Raw genomic sequence first — 21057 nt, 5'->3', positions numbered from 1 at the left:
TCTTGTGATGGTGCCTCTATAACGGGGAAGACCCGGCGCCATGAAGAGTGAAAACAGTATTTGAAATGGGGGAAGTTAGGGCATGAGCTTCAAAACAGATGTCACTACGATGAACCAAGCGGCAAGCAATGTCGACCGTGTGAAAGGCGAGGTTCAGGGTGAACTTTCGCGTCTGCGTGGTGTGGTGGAAGATGTATCCGGTAGCTGGAAGGGACAGGCGCAGGCTTCCTTCCATTCGTTGATGGAGCGTTGGGACGAGAATGCCCGCGACCTCAACGAGGCACTGCAGAGCATTGCGGACAACATCCGCTCCAACGCGGGTGACTTTGACAATACGGATGTCGATAACGCGGCGGCCTTTAACGCCTAGAGGGGGACAGTGATGATTCAGTACAACTTTGCTCAAATTGCCAATGCTGCGGATGACATCAATCGCGGAAACAACACCATTAATGGGTTGCTGGGGGATCTGAAACGTGACCTGCAGCCGATGGTGAACGAGTGGGAAGGCTCGGCAGCGGACAGCTATGCGGCTGCGCAGAAGAAGTGGGATGAATCCGCACGGGAGATTAACGATGTGCTGGGGCAAATCTCTCGCACGGTGCGTCAGGCGAATGATCGGATGAGCGAGATCAATACGAACGCTGCAAATAGCTGGGCATAGAGGATGATTTAAAACTTTTTAAATAATCTCTCAGCTTACCTTTTGGTCTTAATCTTGACCTAAGGGTGAGGCTGAGAGTTTTTGTTTTTCGACGTCCAGTTTGAGGAATTGTGGACTTTTGGAACGATGGGAGAAAATGTGACCCAATCGTGATGTGTGCTGCGAGCTGGACTTATGTATGTAGATAATTGTTTAGTGGCTTGGCGAAGACCATCTTGGTTGAAACGTTAATCATTTCATGCGTAGCGTCAATGACGTACGGGAAACGAAAATAATCAGCGACACCACTGCTGGTTCTACACCACTAAGTAATTCCCCACTGTTGGTACTCACCAAGCAAGACTTACCCCGTATTGCGTACCGACAAGGCGAAAGGATTTATCAACAAATGAGCAACGATATCAAGGATCTTTTCAAGGCAACCGCTTACGACAACGCCGGCGACAAGCTGGGCAGCGTCAAGGAAATCTTCGTTGACGACAAGTCCGGTCAGCCTACTTTCGTTGAGGTTAACCATGGTCTGTTCGGTATGAACTCCAGCCTGGTACCGATGCGCGGCCACAAGTTCGACGGCGAGAACCTGAACCTGGCCTTTTCTAAGGATCGTGTGAAGGATGCGCCGGACTTCGATGCTGATCAGGCTCTGACCCCGGAGCAGCAGAACGAGATCTACCGTCACTACGGCCTGGACAATGTTGAGGACACCACCCGTTACGGTGACACTGCAGGCGATCGCTCCGCTTCTGATGATCGCTCCACCCTGGATCGCCACGAGGCTGCTGATGGTCGCGGTGCCGCGGGCGCTGGTGCCGCGGGCGCTGGTGTGGCTGGCGCTGGCGTTGCAGGTGCCGGTGTTGCAGGCGCGAACACTGAGCGTGACAATACTCGCGACAACGCTGCTGAGCGCGAGGTCTCCGCTAACACCGCAGCTGCTGGCAACGAGGGTGAGATTATTCGCTCCGAGGAACAGCTGAACGTTCAGAAGGAGAAGGTGCAGACTGGCGAGGCTCGCCTGCGTAAGTACGTCGTCACCGACACCGAGACCGTTGAGGTACCGGTAACTCGCGAAGAAGTTCGCGTTGAGCGCACCCCGATCTCCGCAGAAGAAGCTGCAAACTTCAAGGGCAGCATCGATGAGTCCGGACAGGAAGCGTCTGTGACCCTGAGCGAAGAGCGCGTCAATGTAAACAAGGAAACCGTGCCGGTAGAGAAGGTCTCCCTGAACAAGGAGCAGATCACTGAGACCGAGCGTCACACCGAAGAGCTCCGCAAGGAGCAGATCGACACCGACATTGACGGTGACGTTCGCAAGTAAAACCAAGGGGCATTAGCCGCCAACACGATCGCGCGTTCCGCGAAGGTCGGTTAGTCGCCGACTAGCACTCAATCCCCGGTGCCTAGCTTCCCTGTAAAGAGGGAAGAGGTGCTGGGGATTTTTGCTGTCCAGAGGATTTTTGGTGTTCGGGACACTATGTAGTAAATTCCCAAGGGTTGTGTGCAATACGCGAACTTAGCTCTCGAGTCATTGCATTTCTGCGGGTCACAACCGGCCGCCGCAGAAGCACTGCACTAGATCGTTGCACGTGTTCATCTGGCTGGCAGTTCCAAGATCAAGACTTTAAGGAGTCCAGCGTGACTACTTTCCACCCAAAGAGCGGTGACATCACTCGTAAGTGGTACGTCATCGACGCCACCGACGTGGTGCTGGGTCGTCTTGCTGTTACCGCAGCTGACCTGCTGCGCGGCAAGAAGAAGCCCTACTTCGCACCGAACGTTGACTGCGGCGACAACGTCATCATCATTAATGCGGATAAGGTCCACATTTCCTCCAACAAGCGTGAGCGTGAGATGCGCTACCGTCACTCCGGCTACCCGGGTGGTCTGAAGACCATGACCCTGGGTCGTTCCTTGGAGCTGCACCCAGAGCGCGTTGTTGAGGAAGCTGTTAAGGGCATGATGCCGCACAACAAGCTGTCCCGCGCGTCCATCAAGAAGCTTCGCGTCTTCGCCGGCCCGGAGCACACTTTCGAGGCCCAGAAGCCTGAGACCTACGAGATCAAGCAGGTGGCACAGTAATGACTGAGTACAACGAGAATGTAACCGACGAGCAGAACGCTGCCGTCGAGGAGAACTTCGAGGGCGAGTACACCGCTACCGACGCAGTGAACGAAGAGTTCGTTGCCACCATCGGTGACTCCATCGCTTCCGAGGACGAGTCCGAGCAGATCGAGGCTGAGCCGGTTGTCTTCGAGGGCACCATCCAGACCGTTGGTCGCCGCAAGGAAGCTGTTGTCCGCGTCCGCATGGTTCCGGGCTCCGGCGAGTTCAGCTGCAACGGCCGCACCCTGGAGGACTACTTCCCGAACAAGCTGCACCAGCAGCTGATCAAGGCTCCGCTGGTTCTGCTGGACCGCGAGAACCAGTTCGACATTCAGGCAAACCTGAACGGTGGTGGCCCCTCCGGTCAGGCCGGTGCTTTCCGCCTGGCGATCGCCCGTGCTCTGAACAAGTACAACCCAGCAGAGCGCACCGAGCTGAAGCGTGCTGGCTTCCTGACTCGCGACGCTCGTGCCGTGGAGCGCAAGAAGGCTGGTCTGCACAAGGCACGTCGCGCACCGCAGTACTCCAAGCGTTAAATCGCTTCGCCCTTTTTGGTGGCGACGCCCCCACGCTCCAGCCGAGCAGTTTTTCGGCCGGGACGTGGGGGTTTCCCTTTATAGAAGCATTTATGACAATTTGCTGATATCGGGAGTGGCACCCGCCAGACCGGCGGGGTCGCCGGGTAGAATTGCGCCCCATGGGTAAATTGTTCGGAACTGACGGCGTCCGTGGTCTAGCGAACAGGAAGCTGACTGCAACGCTGGCAATGAAGCTGGGTGCTGCCGCCGCGCGCGTACTGGTATCCAAGGAAGAAGTGGGCGGCCGTCGCCCTACCGCTGTGGTGGGGCGCGACCCGCGTGTATCGGGGGAGATGCTGACAGCGGCGTTGTCAGCAGGTATGGCATCGCAGGGTGTGGACGTGCTGGACGTCGGCGTGATCCCCACCCCGGCTGTCGCTTTCCTTACAGATGACTTCGGCGCCGACATGGGCGTCATGATCTCCGCTTCCCACAATCCGATGCCGGACAACGGCATTAAATTCTTCGCTGCGGGTGGCCGCAAGCTGCAAGACGACGTGGAGGATGAGATCGAGGCCACGATGCTGGATCTGCCGGAGACCGGCCCTAAGGGGGCAGCAATTGGACGAATTCTTGATGAATCCGCAGATGCACTAGAGCGTTACCTGGCTCATGTGGGCACGGCCATTAATCATCCGCTGGATGGAATTCGCGTGGTGGTGGACTGCGCCAACGGAGCAGCCTCGACTGCCGCGCCGGAGGCGTACCGCCAGGCAGGTGCGGATGTCGTGGCTATCCACAGCCGACCCAATAGCTTCAACATCAACGATGGAGTGGGATCCACTCACATTGAGGTTCTGCAGAAGGCTGTTCTGGAACACCAGGCGGATCTAGGGCTGGCCCATGATGGCGACGCAGATCGCTGTTTGGCTGTGGACTCCGAAGGAAACGTGGTGGATGGCGACCAGATTATGGCGATCCTGGCCGTGGCCATGAAGGAAAACGGTGAACTGAAGCAGAACACCCTGGTGGCCACCGTCATGTCCAATCTGGGGATGAAGCTTGCCATGCGCGCCAACGGCATCAAGGTGCTGGAGACGCAGGTAGGTGACCGTTACGTGCTGGCCGAATTGTTGGCCTCTGATCTGTCGCTGGGTGGCGAACAGTCTGGGCACGTGATTATCTCCGAACATGCAACTACCGGTGACGGCACCCTGACGGGGCTTACGTTGATGGCGCGCATGGCGCAGACTGGCAAGCCGCTCTCCGAGCTGGCGAAGGTGATGACCGTTCTGCCGCAGACGCTGATTAACGTGCCGGTTGCAGACAAGACCGTGATCGCCGACGATGAGCGCGTTGTAGAAGCCATCGCCAAGGCAGAGGAGGACCTGGGAGATGCCGGACGCGTACTTCTGCGCCCCTCCGGTACTGAGGAATTATTCCGAGTGATGGTGGAAGCTGCAGACCCAGGGACGGCACGTCGCATTGCTGGGAAGCTGGCCGCCGTGGTTGCGGAGGTTTAGCGCCGTAGCTCTTTCCCACGGCTTTCTGCGGTTTCCCGCGAACCTTTTTTACATCCGCGCAGTCTAACTGTGTGGATGTTTTTGTTGTGCAGCGCCAATGTTGCGTGAATCGGGGCGAGTCTTCGAGCGGAACGAAGAACCCTTCGCCTGCAGGTTGCGTGTTTAGGGGATTGGCGGTGCCGGGGAGTTTCAAAAGGGGGAGTAAGAACAGTGGGAGAGCTACACATAGATCCACTATCGGCCGTTGATCAGGCGGGGAAGCTGCGGGAAGTACAACGGTGCTGGGCCGATCATTTGGGAGGGGTTCGTCCTTCCGTGCCAGCCTCAATCTTTGGAGCTGGCCTGCAGGATAAGGCCAAGCAGTTCCTATCACTGGTGGATCAGGGGCACACAGTCCGACTTAATCACGCGAAGCGTCTGGCAACTGCAGGGGATGACTTGGTGGGACTTGTCGGTCGAGTGGGGGATGCAGATATGGAGAGTTCCGCCAGCCTAAACGCAGGGGAGGGGTGGACATGACAGGCTCTTTGGATGTGCGTTTGCATGCTGCCCTCGGTATTTTGGCCAGCTTTGGGGGCCAGGTGGAAGGCGCGAAAACTGCGGCGTCATTTACTAACGGCATGAACCCCGAAGCGATTAGTGCCTCGCTTGGACCAGCGAGTAATGGCAAAGACAAAGTGCCTTTACTCGCAGGGCAGACTGACGATAAAGAGAGCTTCGATGGTGTGGCTGAAGGAAAGCCGGGAGAGGCCACGCGTAAGGCCGGCAAAGAGCAACTCAACCACGAGCGCTGTGTGCAGAACCGCTGCGTTGCTGTGCGGGACACTGCTGAGGTAATGGGGACTACATCGGAGTCCTCAGTAAGCACGATTGAAGGAATTGCGGAGAAACTCGAGTTCTTTGCAATTGCGTCGGGTGTTGTGGGATTCGTTGGAAAACCCTTGCTGGATCTGTTGGCAAAGGTGGCAGCGGAGGTTGCGGAGAACATTCTGCACAGTCGAAACAATTCCCTCGACCGGACGATTGACATGCTGATCGCAGATGCGAAACCCGCGGCAGAGCCGGGTAATTCGCAGAGCCCGGTGTGTCATGATCCGACACCTCCAAAAGTGAAGTGTCCCGAGGAGGTAAAGGAGCCACCAAAGTGTGAGCCTCCTGTGCAGCCTGCGCAGTGTACTCCGTTGACTCCACCTCCTCAGGCAGCAACGCCGGTGGTGACAGATTCGGCGCCTGCACCAGGGGTAGCTCCGGCTCAGATAGCCCTGCCGGAGGCTAACCAAACACTGCTGCCACCGCCTCCGCCACCGTTAGCTCCAGCAGCTCCATCGATGCCGTTGGCGCCTCCACTTGCGGGTAGTTTGCAGATCAATGTGCAGGGAGTAGCGAAGCTCTGGGCGGAGATTGTGCAATGTGCGACGGAAGCATTTGCGCCCCCTGCGGAAAGCTGTCCGCCGACTATCTCTGTTCCGGAACCGGAACTGGAATCAGAACCAGAGCCGATGCCGCCAGCGGAGCATTCATCCCAGCACGAAGAATGCGCAGTGGAAAAGCACACATGTACGGCCTCAACGGAGACGGAAACTGAGCAGAAGCCGGAGTCCGCGCCCAAGCCAGAACCAGCACCGGAACCGGAACCGGAACCGGACCCCAAGCCAGAGCCAGCGCCGAAACCAGAACCCAAGCCAGCGCCGGAACCAGAACCCAAGCCGGAACCGCACCGTTGCGAACCACCTGTCTCAGAGCACAAGGGATCCGAACACAAGGTGCCGTCTCCACCATCCGACCGGGGTGATCATAGTGAAACCAAGGATAAGCCGATCACACCTTCTAGTCAGTGGACCCCCGACGTCTGGGTATCAGCAGCAGGTACTGCGTCCATTGAGGTCACAGAGGCCTCCGTGGAGCTTGCGGGCGCCGGAACTGTGGCGGCGGGCGTCAACCTCGAAAGGAGCGGTGAGTGGTGACCCACAGAGAACAACTAGCAGCGCGCTACCAGCGCATCGTTGACGACTACATGGCCGAGGTCGAGGAATCCGTACGGGAGTTTGAGGAAACGCTCAAAGAATGCACGCGGCAGCTTGAAGAAGCGAAGAAAGCGCAGCGCGATGGCAAAGAAAATAAGACTGCTGCGCTTAGGGAACCCAGGAACGGATCAAGCGGAAGCGCCCGAATCCACGGAGCCCGCGGGATAAAGGGGAGAATCTTCGACTAGAAGATTTCCGCCAGACGCTCGTCCAGGTTTACGTTTTCCGGCAGGTTCTTGTACAGCTCATGCTGGGTGGATGTGCGAGTCTTTTTCAGCTCGGCGTGGCCATCGCGGAAAGACTTGTACTTGCCCTCGTGCTCGGCCAGTACGAAACCGGTCATCAGGCCACGTGCCAATTCCTGCTGGCTAAACTGCGGAAGGCCTGCGCCAAGTGCAAAATTGCGACCGTACTTCTCGTGGAAGCTGCTAGCGGAAGCACCCAGCAGTTCGCGATAGACAACGTCGCCACCCCAATGTGCGGCCATGCGCTTCGCATTGCCCTTAGGAGTCTCGCCCAAACGGCCGGCCTCCAGCACCAGGCCGGGAGCCTTCACATACTTTGCAGCCTCGGAAGCATCCGGGGAGCTATCAGCCGGGTAAACGGCCATCACGCCGGCGATGGTGGGTTGGGTGTCGTAGCCTTCGAGCTCGCTGCGGTGGCGACGACCCGTTGCGGCCAGCACTGCGGCGGAGGCACCCATGCCGTGGCCGGCGAGGTACAAGTCATTCGGCTGTACCGTCACGTTGCCGTTGCCCAGACGCACTCCGGCCAAGATCTGCAGGGCGGTCTCCAGATCCGCAGCGAAACCCCGGTGATTAGGAGTAAAGCCCTTTTCCGTGTCCGGTGCCGCCACCGCGAAGCCCCAGCTGGCCAAGTGTCGAAGCGTTGCATGGTAGGAATCCACACCAACACGCCAATCGTGACCGAATGCGATGCCGGGGATGCCGTTACCTTCTGCCGGGGTGTACACACGCCCGGGGATTCCAGCGAAGTTCAGGTCGCCGACCATCACGCGGTGCGGGCCGCGCTTGCCCAAGCGAGTAATCAGGTTCTTCATCTTATCTGCCACAGCCCCACAGCTTACCGAAATCGATCGCCCATTGTGTATCGTCAGAGGCATGTGTGCAATCGTTGGCTACGTAGGTAACTCCGAAGCGCTCCAAATCGGGTTGGATGCGCTGGAGCGAATGGAATACCGCGGATACGACTCCGCTGGTATCGCAGTTGTCGAGCAGGGGTCCCTGCATCTGGAAAAGAAGGAAGGAAAACTGCAAAACCTCATCGACCGCATCGATGAGGTCGGCCGTGATTCCTTCCACGGTTCTTCCTGCATTGGCCACACCCGCTGGGCCACCCACGGTCGCCCGAATGACGTCAACGCACACCCGCACCGCTCCTACGATGGCAAGGTCGCCATCGTGCACAACGGCATCATTGAGAACTTCTCCACCCTGCGCGCCGAGATTGAAGCTGCAGGAATCGAGCTGCAGTCCGAGACAGACTCAGAGGTCGCAGCACACCTGTTGGCATTGGCATACAACGAGGGGGAGACGGCAGGAGACTTCCAGGCGTCCGCACTGAAGGTTCTTTCCCGCCTCGATGGTGCATTTACCGTGCTGTTCGTTCACGATGATCACCCCGGAACCATCGTCGCCGGCCGCCGTTCCACTCCGCTGATCGTCGGAGTGGGCGAAGGGGAAATGTTCCTCGGCTCCGACGTGGCGGCTTTCATCGACCGCACCAAGAACGCTGTGGAGCTAGGACAGGACAATGCGGTGGTTATCACCGCAGATTCCTACGACATTTATGACTTTGCCGGTAACCCCGTGGAGGGCAAGCCTTTCACCATTGACTGGGATCTGGATGCCGCCCAGAAGGATGGCTTCGATTCCTTCATGATGAAGGAAATTCACGAGCAGCCCGCAGCCGTCCGTGACACCCTGGCCGGTCACTTCGATGGTCGTCGAATTGTCCTAGACGAGCAGCGCCTTTCCGACGAAGATCTGCGCGGTGTGGAAAAGGTGTTCGTCGTCGCCTGTGGCTCGGCCTACCACTCAGGTCTGCTAGCCAAGTACGCCATCGAGCACTGGGTGCGTTTGCCTGTGGAAATTGAGGTGGCCAGCGAGTTCCGCTACCGCGACCCAGTGCTGGATCAACGCACTCTCGTCGTCGCTGTTTCCCAGTCTGGTGAGACCGCAGACACTCTCGAAGCTGTGCGCCACGCAAAGATGCAGGGCGCTCGTGTCCTCGCAGTCTGTAACACCAACGGCTCCCAGATCCCGCGCGAGTCGGATGCTGTGTTGTACACCCACGCCGGTCCCGAAATTGGCGTGGCCTCCACAAAGGCTTTCCTGGCGCAGGTTGCCGCCAACTACCTAGTTGGCTTGGCACTGGCTCAGGCCCGTGGCACGAAGTATGCCGATGAGATCGCGGAGATCTACTATGCGCTGGAGGCAATCCCGGAAAAGATCGAGAAGACTCTGCATCTGCGCGAGCAGATCCTGGAACTCTCCAAGGAACTCGGCCCGGTGAAAACCATGCTGTTCCTGGGGCGCCACGTGGGCTTCCCGGTTGCGCTTGAGGGCGCGTTGAAGCTTAAGGAACTGGCCTACATTCACGCCGAGGGATTTGCCGCTGGTGAGCTCAAGCACGGTCCCATCGCATTGATCGAGGATGATCTACCCGTCGTCGTGGTCGTGCCCAGCCCGAATGGCCGTCCAGTGCTGCACTCCAAGATCGTGTCCAATATCCAGGAAATCCGCGCGCGCGGCGCCAAGACTATTGTGATTGCGGAGGAAGGCGACGAGGCTGTGCGACCGTACGCCAACTGGCTGCTGGAGATTCCGGGTACTACGTCACTGATGCAGCCACTGTTGTCCACGGTTCCGCTGCAGTTCCTGGCCGCGGATATCGCTCGCGAGTGCGGCAACCAGGACATCGATAAGCCGCGAAACCTAGCCAAGTCCGTGACCGTCGAGTAACTCGAAGCTCATTCTTTGTGACGCCCCCTGCCGTGCCCCCTTTCCCGGGATCCCAGGAGGGGTGGCTAAAGTTATGGACATGTCGGATCGTCACCTTGCGGAATTAGTCGTTGACCTGGATGCCATTGCGCACAATGTGCGGGTGTTCCGGGAAGCAGCGTCTCCCGCTGGTGTGATGGCGGTGGTGAAAGCCGATGCGTATAACCACGGGGTGGACAAAGTAGCGCCGGCAATGCTGGATGCCGGAGTCGAACAGTTGGGAGTGGCAACACTCGGGGAGGCCTTGCAACTGCGGGAGTTGTTGCGGGCAAAAGGGGAGCGCTATCGTCACGTCCCCATCACCGCGTGGATGTGGATGCCCACCGATGACCTAAGGGACGTTTTCGCCGAGGAGATCACCATAGGTATTCCCTCGTTGGCACATGCACGCACCCTGGTAGAGCAGGCCGTCCGCGCGGACGTGCCGGTGCGTGCATCCCTCATGGTGGATACAGGTCTGTCCCGTTCCGGGGTGAGTCCCGCCGAATGGGAAGCGACGGTGCAGCTGCTGGCCGCGCATACTGAACATGTGAACGTCACCGGTGTGATGAGCCATATGGCTAGCGCTGATGAGCCACAGTCACCGGCTAATGACCTGCAAGCTACCCGCTTTGCGGAAGCTATCGAGTTCTGCCGTGCCCATGGCTTGCAGGTGCCCCGCAATCACATTGCCAACACACCGGCTACGCTCAACCGTCCGGAGGTGCGTCACCAACTGGTCCGACCGGGCGTCGGGCTATATGGCATCGACCCGGCAGGGGCGGGCGTCGAGCTCAAAGAAGCGATGACGCTGCGCGCCCGAGTTATCACGACCCGTGTGGTGCCGAAAGGCGAGGGCGTGAGCTATAACCACACGTGGCAGGCTCAGCGAGATACCCGCACCGCAGTGGTGGCGCTGGGCTACGCCGATGGGCTGCCTCGCAGCGTGTCGGGGACGATGCAGGTGACAATCAACGGGCGTGCATATCCGCAGATCGGGCGGGTATGCATGGATCAGATCGTGGTGGAACTCGGCTCGGCAGAAGAACCCACCGACGTGCAGCCGGGAGACTGGGCGGTGATTTTCGGACCAGGTGGCACAAGTGTTGACGACTTTGCGGAGTTGGCGGGAACGATTAGCTATGAAGTGCTGACGATGCCACGCGGGCCTCGGATTGCGCGTGTCTTTAACGGTGGGGAGCCAGACTTTTCCGCCGACGGATCGCGCGACGTGGCCACTGCGGAGGACATGCGCCAATTGGGAAAACAACTTGGCGAGGTGCTGCAGGCAGGAACAGTCGTCGTGCTTTCCGGTCCGCTGGGAGCAGGGAAGACGACGCTGACTCAGGGACTGGCTTCCGGGCTCGGGGTGAAAGGGCGCGTGCAATCGCCGACTTTCACCATCGTACGAACCCACCGCGCTGGACAACGCGGTGTGGGACTGCTGCACATGGATGCTTATCGCCTGCTGGGAGCAGACGTGGACCAGGGAATCGAGCCTGGACGCCATATTGACCGCAACGAGGTGCTCGATGCACTTGAGAGTTTGGACATCGACGCAGACATCAATGATGTGGTTGTGGTTGCGGAATGGGGGCGCGGAGTGGTTGAACCGCTGAGCGAAACTGTGCTGGATGTGCAGATCGAACGAGGTAGTGTGGTTGGCGATGAAGGCGACGCTGCCGACACCCGTACCGTGACATGGCGCTGGAAGTAGCCTGCGGGTGGCGGAAACCTGGCAATTCCTTAGGAAAAACTGGGGAATCTCTCGGGTAGGTTTGCTCAGGTGGGGGTTGGTGTGTAAGAATGGTTGACGAATCACCGTGAGGGGTGTTTCACAAGACGCTGGCACTGATGGGCCTGATCAACCCGCCAGGCGTACACCGTCCCTGAGAGGTTTACTGCGAGAGCCTCTCAGGGACTTCTTGTTTTTAGCGGTGCCGCCTTGAACGTGAGCTATTTATTATCAATGTCTGGGGAGCGCTCCCGACAGATCAACAAATGCGCTTAAAAATGAGTAATCATGAGGCCGTGAGTTACCACATGGTTCTCAACAAACCAACCAAACAACAGCTGGATTCGTGGGCGCTGCAAACCCAAAAGCCTGGGGAAGCTGCATACAGAGAAGGCTTTGGCTCAGGTTCGCTGCTTGAATCCGGTTGGGTTCCAGCAGTCTGCTCCGCGGTATGATTCCCAAGGGAGAATGTCTGCGATAAACACGTTTCGAGGAGAATGCACATGACTACTTCAAAGAAGTTGCTGGCTCTGGGAGTTGCGGCAATTACCACGCTTTCAATCGCGGCATGTTCAGAGGATGAAGCTCCGCAGGCGGAGCAATCGTTTGAGGTGCAATCTTCGACCGCAGAATCTTCTTCCCCGGAGTCCACGGGGTCTGAGTCAGAGACTCCTTCCGCTTCCGCCAAAAATGAGAAGGAAGCCGAGCCAACTTTGGTTGATCCTGCAAATTCGCTTGAGCTGAGCAATGGAAAATTTCGCTTAACCAAGGACGAAGCCGGCCCCGGTTCTCCGGAGGACATCGTCACTTCATATCCGGAAATGCCCGATCATGGTTTTTCGGAGCTGCAGGTAACCGTGCCACGAGCTGAGAGGAACGGGATCATGCAGTATAAGAAGGGTTCAAAACTAGAGCTTAAGATTGCTGCGGCTGATCTCTCAAAGGTTCCTTTTGAAGAAAGAGAATGGGCGGCGCTGGACTTCAAGCTGCTGGACGAAAGCGGTGCTGACGTCTTAAAGGGACAGAATGTTCGTCCCGAATGGTTGCCGGGCTATCAAAATGTAAATTATGATGAGATCAAGTTTGAGAATAAGGATATTAAGCTATCGGATTACGCTGAGGCGAATGTTGCTTATAACCTTGAAAAGGAGGGGAAATTCACCCTGGAAATCGAGGTTGCAATCCCGGGCTACAAGCCATTTAACATCAGTCAGCCTTTAGTTGTTGCCTAAGTCGAAATGTTAGCTGCCACTGATGGTTCACACCTCATCGTCGATGATTTGATCGGAACCCGCAAGGTTTTATCTCAAGCAGTTAGTGTGACTCTTGGCCGGGCATCTGAATTCCCCATTGGAGCAGACGACCCTGCTATGCATCGCGCTTTTCTGCATTTCTGGTGTGACCATGGAATGTGGATGGTGCGCAATGTAGGCAGTTTCATCTCGGCCACTATCCAGCCGTCCTATGAAACCAACACGTATTCACCGGTTCGTCTCACTCCGGGAACGCAGTGGCCCCTCCCTACAGGTACTAATTTCATTCTGTTCGCGACTAGAAACCTGCGGTATGAGATTGAAGTAACGGTTGCCCGACCAGTCGATTCCGTTCCGCAAATGAATACTCCCTTGGCCCCATTCACAATGGGGACATTTGATCCAAATATCGAGCAGCAGCAGGTGTTAGCTGCGCTAGCAGCGCCGCTTCACCGTGACCCAAGTGCAGATCCGCGCATTGTGGTTCCTTCTGTGAAAGACCTTGCATGCCAGCTAGGCTGGGGAGAAAAGAAAACTTCACAGAAGATTCAGTACATGGCGGAGACGTTGAAAAGGTTGGGTGTTCCACAGTTTCAAGATGGAGTGAACATCCCGTGGCGCATCGTACTTGCGAAGTTCGCAGCGGAAAATCCGCATTTGTACTCTTAATTCTACTTGCTCGTATTCACCATGTTCACCATGAATTTTTCAAAAGCCCTTGTCCCTGAAGACTTTTTAAATGATTTAAGTGCCTTGGGGTACTCGAACGTCCAACAGCTTGGACAAGGTGGTATGGGCACCGTATTTCGTGCTTACAAGCGAAATCTAGATCGGACAGTGGCAATCAAGGTTGTTTCCCAGGATCGTGTTTCTAACCCTGAATATGTCCAGAGGTTCCACGCGGAGATGCGCACCATGGCGGCGCTTGATCATCCTGCGATCGTTCCTGTATACGACGGGGGAGTGACCACACATGGTTTTCCGTACTTCACAATGAAGTACATCGATGGTGAGAATCTTCATGACTTCTTACACCGACGTCGAGCATCGCGCCAGCTTCTTACTGTTCAGGAAGTTGTGCAGATTCTGGCTCCAATAGCCAGTGCGCTTGACTATCTCGCGGCGCTACCGAATCCTGTGGTTCATCGAGATATCAAACCGGCTAATATTTTGTTGCCCTCTTCAGGGATGAACGGTATTCCGGCTTTGCTAACGGATTTCGGTATTGCAATTGATCGAGAATCCACTCGTATGACTCGGGTAGGGATGCGTATCGGTACAGATGGATACATTGCACCCGAATTGTTGGTTACGAAAGACGTGTCGGAACCTCCGCAACCGGATGCGTTGAGTGAACAGTATTCCCTGGGCCTGGTTGCTTTTGAGCTGTTAACAGGCATTTACGTTCGTGGCTCCGTGACGTATGCACAGTGGGCTGTGAATCGACCAGTACCAGAGCTTAAAGGGCATTTGATAAACCCCGCGGATGCTTTACACGTTAAGAAGCTCAATGAGGTCTTCGCGAGAGTTTTGGATGGTAACCCGAAGAAGCGTTTTGCAACCGCCTCGGCCTTTATTTCTGCTTTGCGCTCCGCAGGAATGGAGCAGCAGTCAGCGCATGTGAAGCAAGGAGCGAAGCGCAAAGGAGTTCCGAAGAAACTACTAGTGCTTGCCACGGCGGGAATGGTGGTGGTCGCGATAGCTGCAGCAATCATTTCTTATCTGACCGCGTCCCAATGGGAAGGGGAAGATGCAGTTTTAGCTGACACTTTCCCACACATCGTGAGCCAGAATTCCGGAGGAGAAGGATGGCAATCTACGTCGTGCGAACATCGAGAACCAAGTAGTGGAGAGCTTGCCCGTATTGCCTGTAACTCGGGTCAATTTAGCGTGGTTGTTGCTCACTTCGAATCGGTGGAGGCGAGGAATGCCGTGATCCCAGTCGAAGGTGCTCAAACAATGAGATCAAGTCGATGCAGTGCGTTAACTATGCCGATGGGTTCGGATGATTCTGCCTATGGGGTGTTTCCACAAGGTGATCTGGCCGCCTACGGGTTTATTGTTTCTGGGGACAACGCAGAGGATCTGCGGTTGAAACTTCCGATCTGTTAGCCTCCTGCTACGTGTCGCCATTTTTGTTGCACTAAGTCGTATTAGTGCATTAATTCGAGCTGACTACACAAGAAGCCTAAACTTGGTCACCATGATTAACGTGCTGGCCGTCGATACCTCCACCAATTACGTCACTTGTGGTGTTGTCCGCATTTCCGCCAACGGCCAAGTCCGTGTGCTGGCGGAGCGTCTGGTGGATAACGTTCGCGGCCACATGGAACTACTCGCCCCCAATATTCAGGCTTGCCTGGACGAAGCCTCGCTTTCCCCGCGTGACCTGCACACCGTTGTAGTCGGTACCGGTCCAGGTCCGTTTACGGGGCTACGGGTTGGCATGGCTACAGCTGCTGCTTTTGGCGACGCCCTCTCAATTCCCGTGCACGGAGTTCCCAGCGCAGCTGGCACCGTGTGGGAACACGTAGTCTCCCAGGTGGGTGCGAAGGCCTTCGGCGATTACCTTGTTGTTTCCGATGCCCGTCGCCGGGAGTTTTACCACTCCCGGATCAGTTTTGTTCAGGGCGTAGCAGGGCAGTTGTGCTCGGAGGTGCAGGTTCCGGCTTCTGTCCACGCTCCCGATGTGGTGCTGGACATACAGCGACGACTGGATCGCTGGCCTCTACGAGTCCTGAGTGCCTCGGCGGTGGCTGATCAGGTTCAGGAGCTATGCGCCTGCCAGGAAGGTTGCCAGGTGGAGAGCCTGGACGCTCACCCCACGCCGCGTGGCCTCGTGCTTGCTGCGTTGGAATCTCGTGGTTCAGTCCCTGGGCTGCTCACAGATGCTCCAGCGTTGCGGGCACTGTACCTGCGCCGTCCGGATGCGAAGGAGCCCACGGCGAAGGCGATTTCGAAGGCACTGGATTTCTCCCGAGTTGGAGATCCGTATTCGGAGGTAAGCGAGCCTGAAAGCATTGCGGGGGTTGCCACGGTGACTAATGCAGAGCCCGCTGTGGATGCTTCCCCTCATGGCGCCCGGGTACGCCAGCTCAAGGTCACTGACGCGCCGGCATGTGCAACCATAGAGCAGCGACTTTTTACTGAAGATTCCCCCTGGTCAGCCGATGCGTTCGTTAGTGAGATTGCCGCGCCGCATACGCACTGTCTTGGCCTGGAGGTCGCCGGTGAACTTGTCGGATACGCCATCCTCGCAGTTGGTGGCCCGGCGCACGATCCGGAAGGGGAGATCCACACCATCGGTATCCTTCCCGAGTGGCAGGGCAAGGGATTGTCCAAACTACTCATGGATCCGCTCGTCACTATTGCCGACCGCCTGGGAGCCCCGATTTTCCTGGAGGTTCGCACCGACAATCAGCCCGCCGTTGGCCTCTACGAACGCTACGGCTTCGCCATCGAAGGCACGCGCAAAGACTATTATCAGCCTTCTGGGGCCGACGCCTTCACCATGGTGCGCCCTGGTTTTATTTCTGACGCCACCCCGGCTCCAGAGACCGAAAATCCAGATCGACCTCGCTATATCCTGGGTGTCGAAAGCTCCTGCGACGAAACTGGCGTGGGGATTATCGCCAGCACCTCAGCTGCCGACGGCGCCGAACAGCTGGAGATCATCGCGGACAAAGTGGCTTCCTCGATGGAACAGCACGCCCGTTTCGGTGGGGTGGTTCCGGAGATTGCCTCCCGTGCTCACCTGGAGGCCATGCAACCGACGATGCGCGCCGCACTGGCGGAGGCGCGCGCGAACGTCCCAGACTTCCACACTCCGGACGTGGTGGCTGCGACCGTAGGCCCTGGCCTTGCTGGTGCCTTGCTGGTCGGCGCCGCCGCGGCGAAGGCCTACGCGCTGGCGTGGGAGGTTCCTTTCTATGGAGTCAACCACTTGGGTGGACACGTGGCTGTGGGGACGCTCAGTGAAGGAGGGGCGACGGACACTACGGATACTACTGCCCCAGGTGAGGATCTCAACAATGCGATCGCTTTGCTGGTCAGCGGTGGGCACACACAGATTCTCCACGTCACCGGCGTGGGTGCCCCGATGGAGGAGCTTGGCAGCACGCTCGATGACGCGGCAGGTGAGGCCTATGACAAGGTCGCTCGTTTGTTGGGGTTGGGCTATCCCGGAGGCCCTGTTATCGACCGTCTAGCGGCTGAGGGGAACCCGCAAGCTATAGCCTTCCCGCGAGGTATGATGCGCCAGCAGGACTCGCGTTATGATTTTTCTTTTTCGGGCCTCAAGACCGCCGTTGCCCGTTATGTCGAAAAGGCCGATAGGGAGGGGGCAAGCGTTCCGATCGAAGATGTGTGCGCTTCCTTCCAGGAGGCTGTGGTGGACGTCCTCGTCACCAAAGCTCTTCGTGCCTGCGAGGATAAGGACGCTCGTGTGATGTTGCTCGGCGGAGGTGTTTCCGCAAACAAGCGTCTAAGGGAAGTTGCTGCCGCACGCTGCGGAGAAGTGGGCGTCACCCTAAAGATCCCGCAGGCAAAGCTCTGCACCGATAATGGCGTGATGATCGCCGCACTGGCCGCGCGTCTGGTTGCTGCAGGGGAGGAGCCGAGTGGTTTGTCGACGCCTACAGATCCCGCACTTGACGTGGAAGAGCCTATCCTGCGGAATCCCTAGTTTGCTGGCAAAATGTGTCTTGACTGTGTAAATATTCACAGATTCTTCTTCCTTTGGTTTCTTGGGAGACTTCATCCGGTGCCGTGTAGACAGGTTCAGCGGCATCAATAAACTCACGAGTTAGGAGCTCACAATGGCACGCAGCATGCTGGTCACGCCCGATCTTCAGGCGCGGGAACTCGACATTGATCTTTCAGAGGCCGCCGATGTCTTGGGCGGTAGCGAGCACGATCGCCTGCACGTGGTGTTCGTGGAGAGCGGTCTGACGGTCGCTGCTATTTACTCCTCTGATGCGCGTAAGGTTGAGAACCCGGAGCCGAACCCACTGGCCTCGATGGGGCGTAAGGAGCAGGAGACTGGTGATTCCAGCTTCATTTCTGATCCGGCTCGCGCGATCATCGGCCCGGTACTCTTCGTCGGCGACGAAGGCGAAGACCTGACGGACGAAGATATCGAGTCTATCCACAACGGCATCCGCGCGGTTGAGAACTACAAGACGGATAATGCCAAGGATTACGAGCTATGGCACAACGCGGTCATTAACCTGACCAAGGGTGTTTAGCACCGGGGTTTGTTGAGCGTTAGCACTTGCGAGGGTAGAGTGCCAGATAGGTTGTTTGACTCACAGTTGTTCACCCGCGACGACGGCTGTATCTGGAAAACCAACCGGCATAACAGTTCACAAGAGTGAAACCTACAGCTCGAATACACGGAGGTATTCAATCGTGGCTAACGTCAACATCAAGCCCCTTGAGGACCGCGTCCTCGTTCAGATCGTTGAAGCTGAGACGACCACCGCATCCGGCCTGGTCATCCCTGACTCCGCAAAGGAGAAGCCGCAGGAGGCAACCGTCATCGCAGTTGGCCCCGGCCGCTGGGCAGATGACGACGATCGCATCCCGATGGATGTAAAGGAAGGCGACACGGTCGTCTTCTCCAAGTACGGCGGCACCGAGCTGAAGTACAACGGCGAGGAGTACCTGCTGCTGAGCCAGCGCGACATCCTCGCAGTCATCGAAAAGTAAGCGGGTAGCTGCATGTCTAAACTCATCGCATTTGATCAAGAGGCCCGTGAAGGCCTACAGAAGGGCGTGGACGCCCTGGCGGACGCGGTGAAGGTGACCCTAGGCCCGCGCGGTCGAAATGTCGTGCTGGATAAGGCCTTCGGTGGCCCGACCGTAACCAACGATGGCGTGACCATTGCGCGCGACATTGACCTGGAGGACCCCTTCGAGAACCTGGGTGCCCAGCTGGTGAAGTCCGTCGCCATCAAAACCAATGACATCGCCGGAGACGGCACTACCACCGCCACCTTGTTGGCTCAGGCCCTCATTAACGAGGGGCTGCGTACCGTGGCGGCAGGTGCTAACCCGATCGCTGTGAACCGCGGCATCGTGAAGGGGACCGAGCGTGTATTGGACCTCCTACGCGAGCTGGCGCAGCCGGTTGCAGACAATGCCGCAATTGCCAACGTCGCCACCGTTTCTTCTCGCGACGAGAAGATCGGTGCCATGGTTGCCGATGCCTTTGACAAGGTGGGCAAGGACGGCGTTGTGACGGTTGAGGAGTCGCAGTCCATCGAAGACGAGTCCATCGTTACCGAGGGTGTCTCCTTCGACAAGGGCTACCTTTCCCCGTACTTCGTCACGGATCAGGAGACCGGCCACGCAGAGCTGGAGAACCCACTGATCCTGCTGGTGCGCGAGAAGATCTCCTCCCTTCCGGACTTCCTGCCGGTGCTGGAGAAGGTTGCTAATTCCGGTAAGCCGCTGTTGATCGTGGCGGAGGATATCGAAGGCGAGCCGCTGCAGATGCTCGTGCTGAATGCCATCCGCAAGTCGCTGAAGGTCGCCGCAGTGAAGTCTCCGTACTTCGGCGATCGTCGTGCGGCATTCATGGACGATCTGGCAATCGTCACCGGCGCTACCGTTATCGATAGCGAGCTGGGACACAAGCTCTCCGAGACCACCTTGGAGCAGCTGGGCACCGCGCGTCGCGTGAACATCACCAAGGAAGAGACCGTACTGGTCGATGGTGCTGGTTCTGCAGAGGCTGTCGAAGAACGTCGCAACCAGATCCGTGGTGACATTGAGCGCACCGACTCCTCCTGGGATAAGGAGAAGTTCGAGGAGCGCCTGGCAAAGCTCTCGGGTGGCGTTGCTGTCATCCGTGCCGGTGGCGCAACTGAAACCGAGGTTAACGAGCGCAAGCTGCGCATCGAGGATGCGATCAACGCAGCCCGTGCTGCGAGCCAGGAAGGCGTAATTGCTGGCGGTGGCTCCGTGCTGGTGCAGATCGCTACCGAGATCGAAGAGATGTCTCGCCAGGCTGAAGGCGACGAAAGTATCGGCCTGCGCTCCTTGGCTCGCGCCCTGCGCCGTCCAGCGTTCTGGATCGCGGACAATGCCGGTCTCGACGGTGCTGTAGTAGTTGCCCGTACCGCCGAGCAGCCGAATGGCTCTGGCTTTAACGCCGCTACCCTGGAGTACGGCAACCTGCTGGAACAGGGAATTATTGATCCGGTTAAGGTCACCCACTCTGCGGTGGTGAACGCAACGTCCGTTGCCCGCATGGTGCTGACCACCGAAACTGCTGTGGTGGATAAGCCTGCAGAGCCTGCTGCTAATGCAGGCGCACACGCAGGCCACGTGCACTAACCACTGCGAACCTGCCTAAAGCTAGCAAGGCAGATAAACAAAAAGAGGATGCTTCCCAGGATGTTGGGAAGCATCCTCTTTTTGCGTTGTGCACAGCGTGGATGATTGTGAAGCTTAAAAGATGTGGCGTAGTGGCCTTAGGAGGCTACGCGGCGGCCACGGTTGCGGGAAGTGGGGCGCAAGATTGCGTCGCGCTCAGATTCACTGAGGCCACCCCAAATGCCATAGGGCTCGCCCACGCTGAGGGCGTGGTTACGGCACTGCTCAATGACAGGGCACTCGCGGCAGATGGCCTTGGCACGGTGTTCACGCATGGCGCGAGCACGGCCACGCTCGCCGTCCGGGTGGAAGAAGACGGAAGAATCGGCTCCACGGCATGCGCCGTGAAGCTGCCATTCCCAAGTCGACGATGCTGGTCCCGGAAGCTGGCTGGGCTGTGGCATTAGGTGGAAACTCCTCGTGAAAAAGTCAGATGCTCACTTGTAGTGACGTCAGAGAGGTTCCAATCCTTAAGTAAATTTTAGGTAAAGGGTTGGTGCCCTGCGGGTGTCGGAAAGCTGTTTTGCTATACATTCTCCGAAAGTCTGTAGCTACTAACCTGCGGAAATGCGATTAGTTGAACAATTGATTAACTTGTTTCGTCGCCACGCCCAGATTCCCCCAAAGGGGGCTAAGAAAAATCCCGTACTGCTGTTTCCTACTGCGGGTGCGCAGCTCCGGTGTGGCTGAGCTAGAAGAGAGAGGAAAGGAAGAGGAGGGGAGGAGATGGGGAGACAGTGGGAGGTAAAGATCGGGAAACTCAGGAAATGTGGGAACATGGGTCGGGTTTAATTGATTGCACGCGTGTGAGGAGTATTCGAACAGTCCCTCCCTAATCGATCCGGGGCTGTCGGCGCG

Annotated in this window: 20 protein-coding genes; 18 read left to right on the top strand and 2 right to left on the bottom strand. The window is 57.5% G+C overall.

What is annotated here, in order from left to right; genetic code table 11:
• Nucleotides 1-82 precede the first annotated feature (82 nt).
• The 9 genes from AC05K6_RS05220 to AC05K6_RS05180 all read left to right on the top strand — a co-directional run bounded on the left by AC05K6_RS05220 (nucleotide 83) and on the right by AC05K6_RS05180 (nucleotide 7017).
• Nucleotides 83-370 (top strand): WXG100 family type VII secretion target, encoded by a 288-nt coding sequence (locus AC05K6_RS05220; protein ID WP_293790686.1) that lies wholly within the window; start codon nucleotides 83-85, stop codon nucleotides 368-370.
• Between the two features lie 12 nt (nucleotides 371-382).
• Nucleotides 383-664: a WXG100 family type VII secretion target gene (locus AC05K6_RS05215; RefSeq protein WP_293790687.1), complete on the top strand. Its 282-nt coding sequence runs from the start codon at nucleotides 383-385 to the stop codon at nucleotides 662-664.
• Between the two features lie 388 nt (nucleotides 665-1052).
• On the top strand, nucleotides 1053-1979 hold the full coding sequence (locus AC05K6_RS05210) for a PRC and DUF2382 domain-containing protein (protein WP_473963696.1): 927 nt from the start codon (nucleotides 1053-1055) through the stop codon (nucleotides 1977-1979).
• Between the two features lie 317 nt (nucleotides 1980-2296).
• Nucleotides 2297-2740 (top strand): 50S ribosomal protein L13, encoded by a 444-nt coding sequence (rplM, locus tag AC05K6_RS05205; RefSeq protein WP_293790689.1) that lies wholly within the window; start codon nucleotides 2297-2299, stop codon nucleotides 2738-2740.
• Nucleotides 2740-3300 carry a 30S ribosomal protein S9 gene (gene rpsI, locus AC05K6_RS05200; protein ID WP_293790690.1) on the top strand — a complete coding sequence of 187 codons (561 nt, stop codon included), beginning with the start codon at nucleotides 2740-2742 and terminating at the stop codon, nucleotides 3298-3300. Before rplM ends, rpsI begins: the two co-directional genes overlap by 1 nt.
• 161 nt (nucleotides 3301-3461) lie before the next feature.
• Nucleotides 3462-4805 carry a phosphoglucosamine mutase gene (glmM, locus tag AC05K6_RS05195; RefSeq protein WP_293790691.1) on the top strand — a complete coding sequence of 448 codons (1344 nt, stop codon included), beginning with the start codon at nucleotides 3462-3464 and terminating at the stop codon, nucleotides 4803-4805.
• A gap of 315 nt (nucleotides 4806-5120) precedes the next feature.
• Entirely contained in the window at nucleotides 5121-5324 is a 204-nt protein-coding gene (locus AC05K6_RS05190) for a hypothetical protein (protein WP_293790692.1), read from the top strand.
• Entirely contained in the window at nucleotides 5321-6769 is a 1449-nt protein-coding gene (locus AC05K6_RS05185) for a hypothetical protein (protein WP_476727963.1), read from the top strand. The genes AC05K6_RS05190 and AC05K6_RS05185 overlap by 4 nt, the downstream gene beginning before the upstream one ends.
• Entirely contained in the window at nucleotides 6763-7017 is a 255-nt protein-coding gene (locus AC05K6_RS05180) for a hypothetical protein (protein WP_476727962.1), read from the top strand. Before AC05K6_RS05185 ends, AC05K6_RS05180 begins: the two co-directional genes overlap by 7 nt.
• On the opposite strand, the gene AC05K6_RS05175 is transcribed toward AC05K6_RS05180, so the two are convergent.
• Nucleotides 7014-7889 carry a dienelactone hydrolase family protein gene (locus tag AC05K6_RS05175; RefSeq protein WP_476728035.1) on the bottom strand — a complete coding sequence of 292 codons (876 nt, stop codon included), beginning with the start codon at nucleotides 7887-7889 and terminating at the stop codon, nucleotides 7014-7016. The genes AC05K6_RS05180 and AC05K6_RS05175 overlap by 4 nt on opposite strands.
• Nucleotides 7890-7950: 61 nt before the next feature.
• Here AC05K6_RS05175 and glmS point away from each other — a divergent pair, with 61 nt between their 5' ends.
• From glmS to groL, 9 genes are all read left to right on the top strand, one after another.
• Nucleotides 7951-9813 carry a glutamine--fructose-6-phosphate transaminase (isomerizing) gene (gene glmS, locus AC05K6_RS05170; protein WP_476727961.1) on the top strand — a complete coding sequence of 621 codons (1863 nt, stop codon included), beginning with the start codon at nucleotides 7951-7953 and terminating at the stop codon, nucleotides 9811-9813.
• A 79-nt stretch (nucleotides 9814-9892) separates the two neighbouring features.
• A complete protein-coding gene (alr, locus tag AC05K6_RS05165; protein ID WP_476727960.1) occupies nucleotides 9893-11548 on the top strand; it encodes an alanine racemase in 1656 nt (551 codons plus the stop codon).
• Between the two features lie 521 nt (nucleotides 11549-12069).
• Nucleotides 12070-12798 (top strand): hypothetical protein, encoded by a 729-nt coding sequence (locus AC05K6_RS05160; RefSeq protein ID WP_293790697.1) that lies wholly within the window; start codon nucleotides 12070-12072, stop codon nucleotides 12796-12798.
• Nucleotides 12799-12804: 6 nt separating this feature from the next.
• Nucleotides 12805-13488: an FHA domain-containing protein gene (locus AC05K6_RS05155; RefSeq protein WP_293790698.1), complete on the top strand. Its 684-nt coding sequence runs from the start codon at nucleotides 12805-12807 to the stop codon at nucleotides 13486-13488.
• A 30-nt stretch (nucleotides 13489-13518) separates the two neighbouring features.
• Nucleotides 13519-14931, top strand: coding sequence for a serine/threonine-protein kinase (locus AC05K6_RS05150; protein WP_476727959.1), 1413 nt, complete (start codon nucleotides 13519-13521; stop codon nucleotides 14929-14931).
• A 91-nt stretch (nucleotides 14932-15022) separates the two neighbouring features.
• Nucleotides 15023-17503, top strand: a complete 2481-nt coding sequence (gene tsaD, locus AC05K6_RS05145; protein WP_476727958.1) for a tRNA (adenosine(37)-N6)-threonylcarbamoyltransferase complex transferase subunit TsaD — start codon at nucleotides 15023-15025, stop codon at nucleotides 17501-17503.
• Nucleotides 17504-17636: 133 nt separating this feature from the next.
• A complete protein-coding gene (locus AC05K6_RS05140; protein ID WP_293790701.1) occupies nucleotides 17637-18065 on the top strand; it encodes a hypothetical protein in 429 nt (142 codons plus the stop codon).
• Nucleotides 18066-18228: 163 nt separating this feature from the next.
• Nucleotides 18229-18528: a co-chaperone GroES gene (gene groES, locus AC05K6_RS05135; RefSeq protein WP_013889160.1), complete on the top strand. Its 300-nt coding sequence runs from the start codon at nucleotides 18229-18231 to the stop codon at nucleotides 18526-18528.
• A gap of 12 nt (nucleotides 18529-18540) precedes the next feature.
• Nucleotides 18541-20160 (top strand): chaperonin GroEL, encoded by a 1620-nt coding sequence (gene groL, locus AC05K6_RS05130; protein ID WP_476727957.1) that lies wholly within the window; start codon nucleotides 18541-18543, stop codon nucleotides 20158-20160.
• Nucleotides 20161-20297: 137 nt separating this feature from the next.
• Here the strand turns inward: groL and AC05K6_RS05125 are convergent, their stop codons facing one another.
• Entirely contained in the window at nucleotides 20298-20603 is a 306-nt protein-coding gene (locus AC05K6_RS05125; RefSeq protein ID WP_293790703.1) for a WhiB family transcriptional regulator, read from the bottom strand.
• Nucleotides 20604-21057 lie beyond the last annotated feature (454 nt).

It is taken from the genome of Corynebacterium sp. TUM25020 (genome assembly GCF_056388495.1).
Note: the sequence above shows the minus strand (reverse complement) of the source record. Positions and strands in the feature narration are given on the sequence as shown.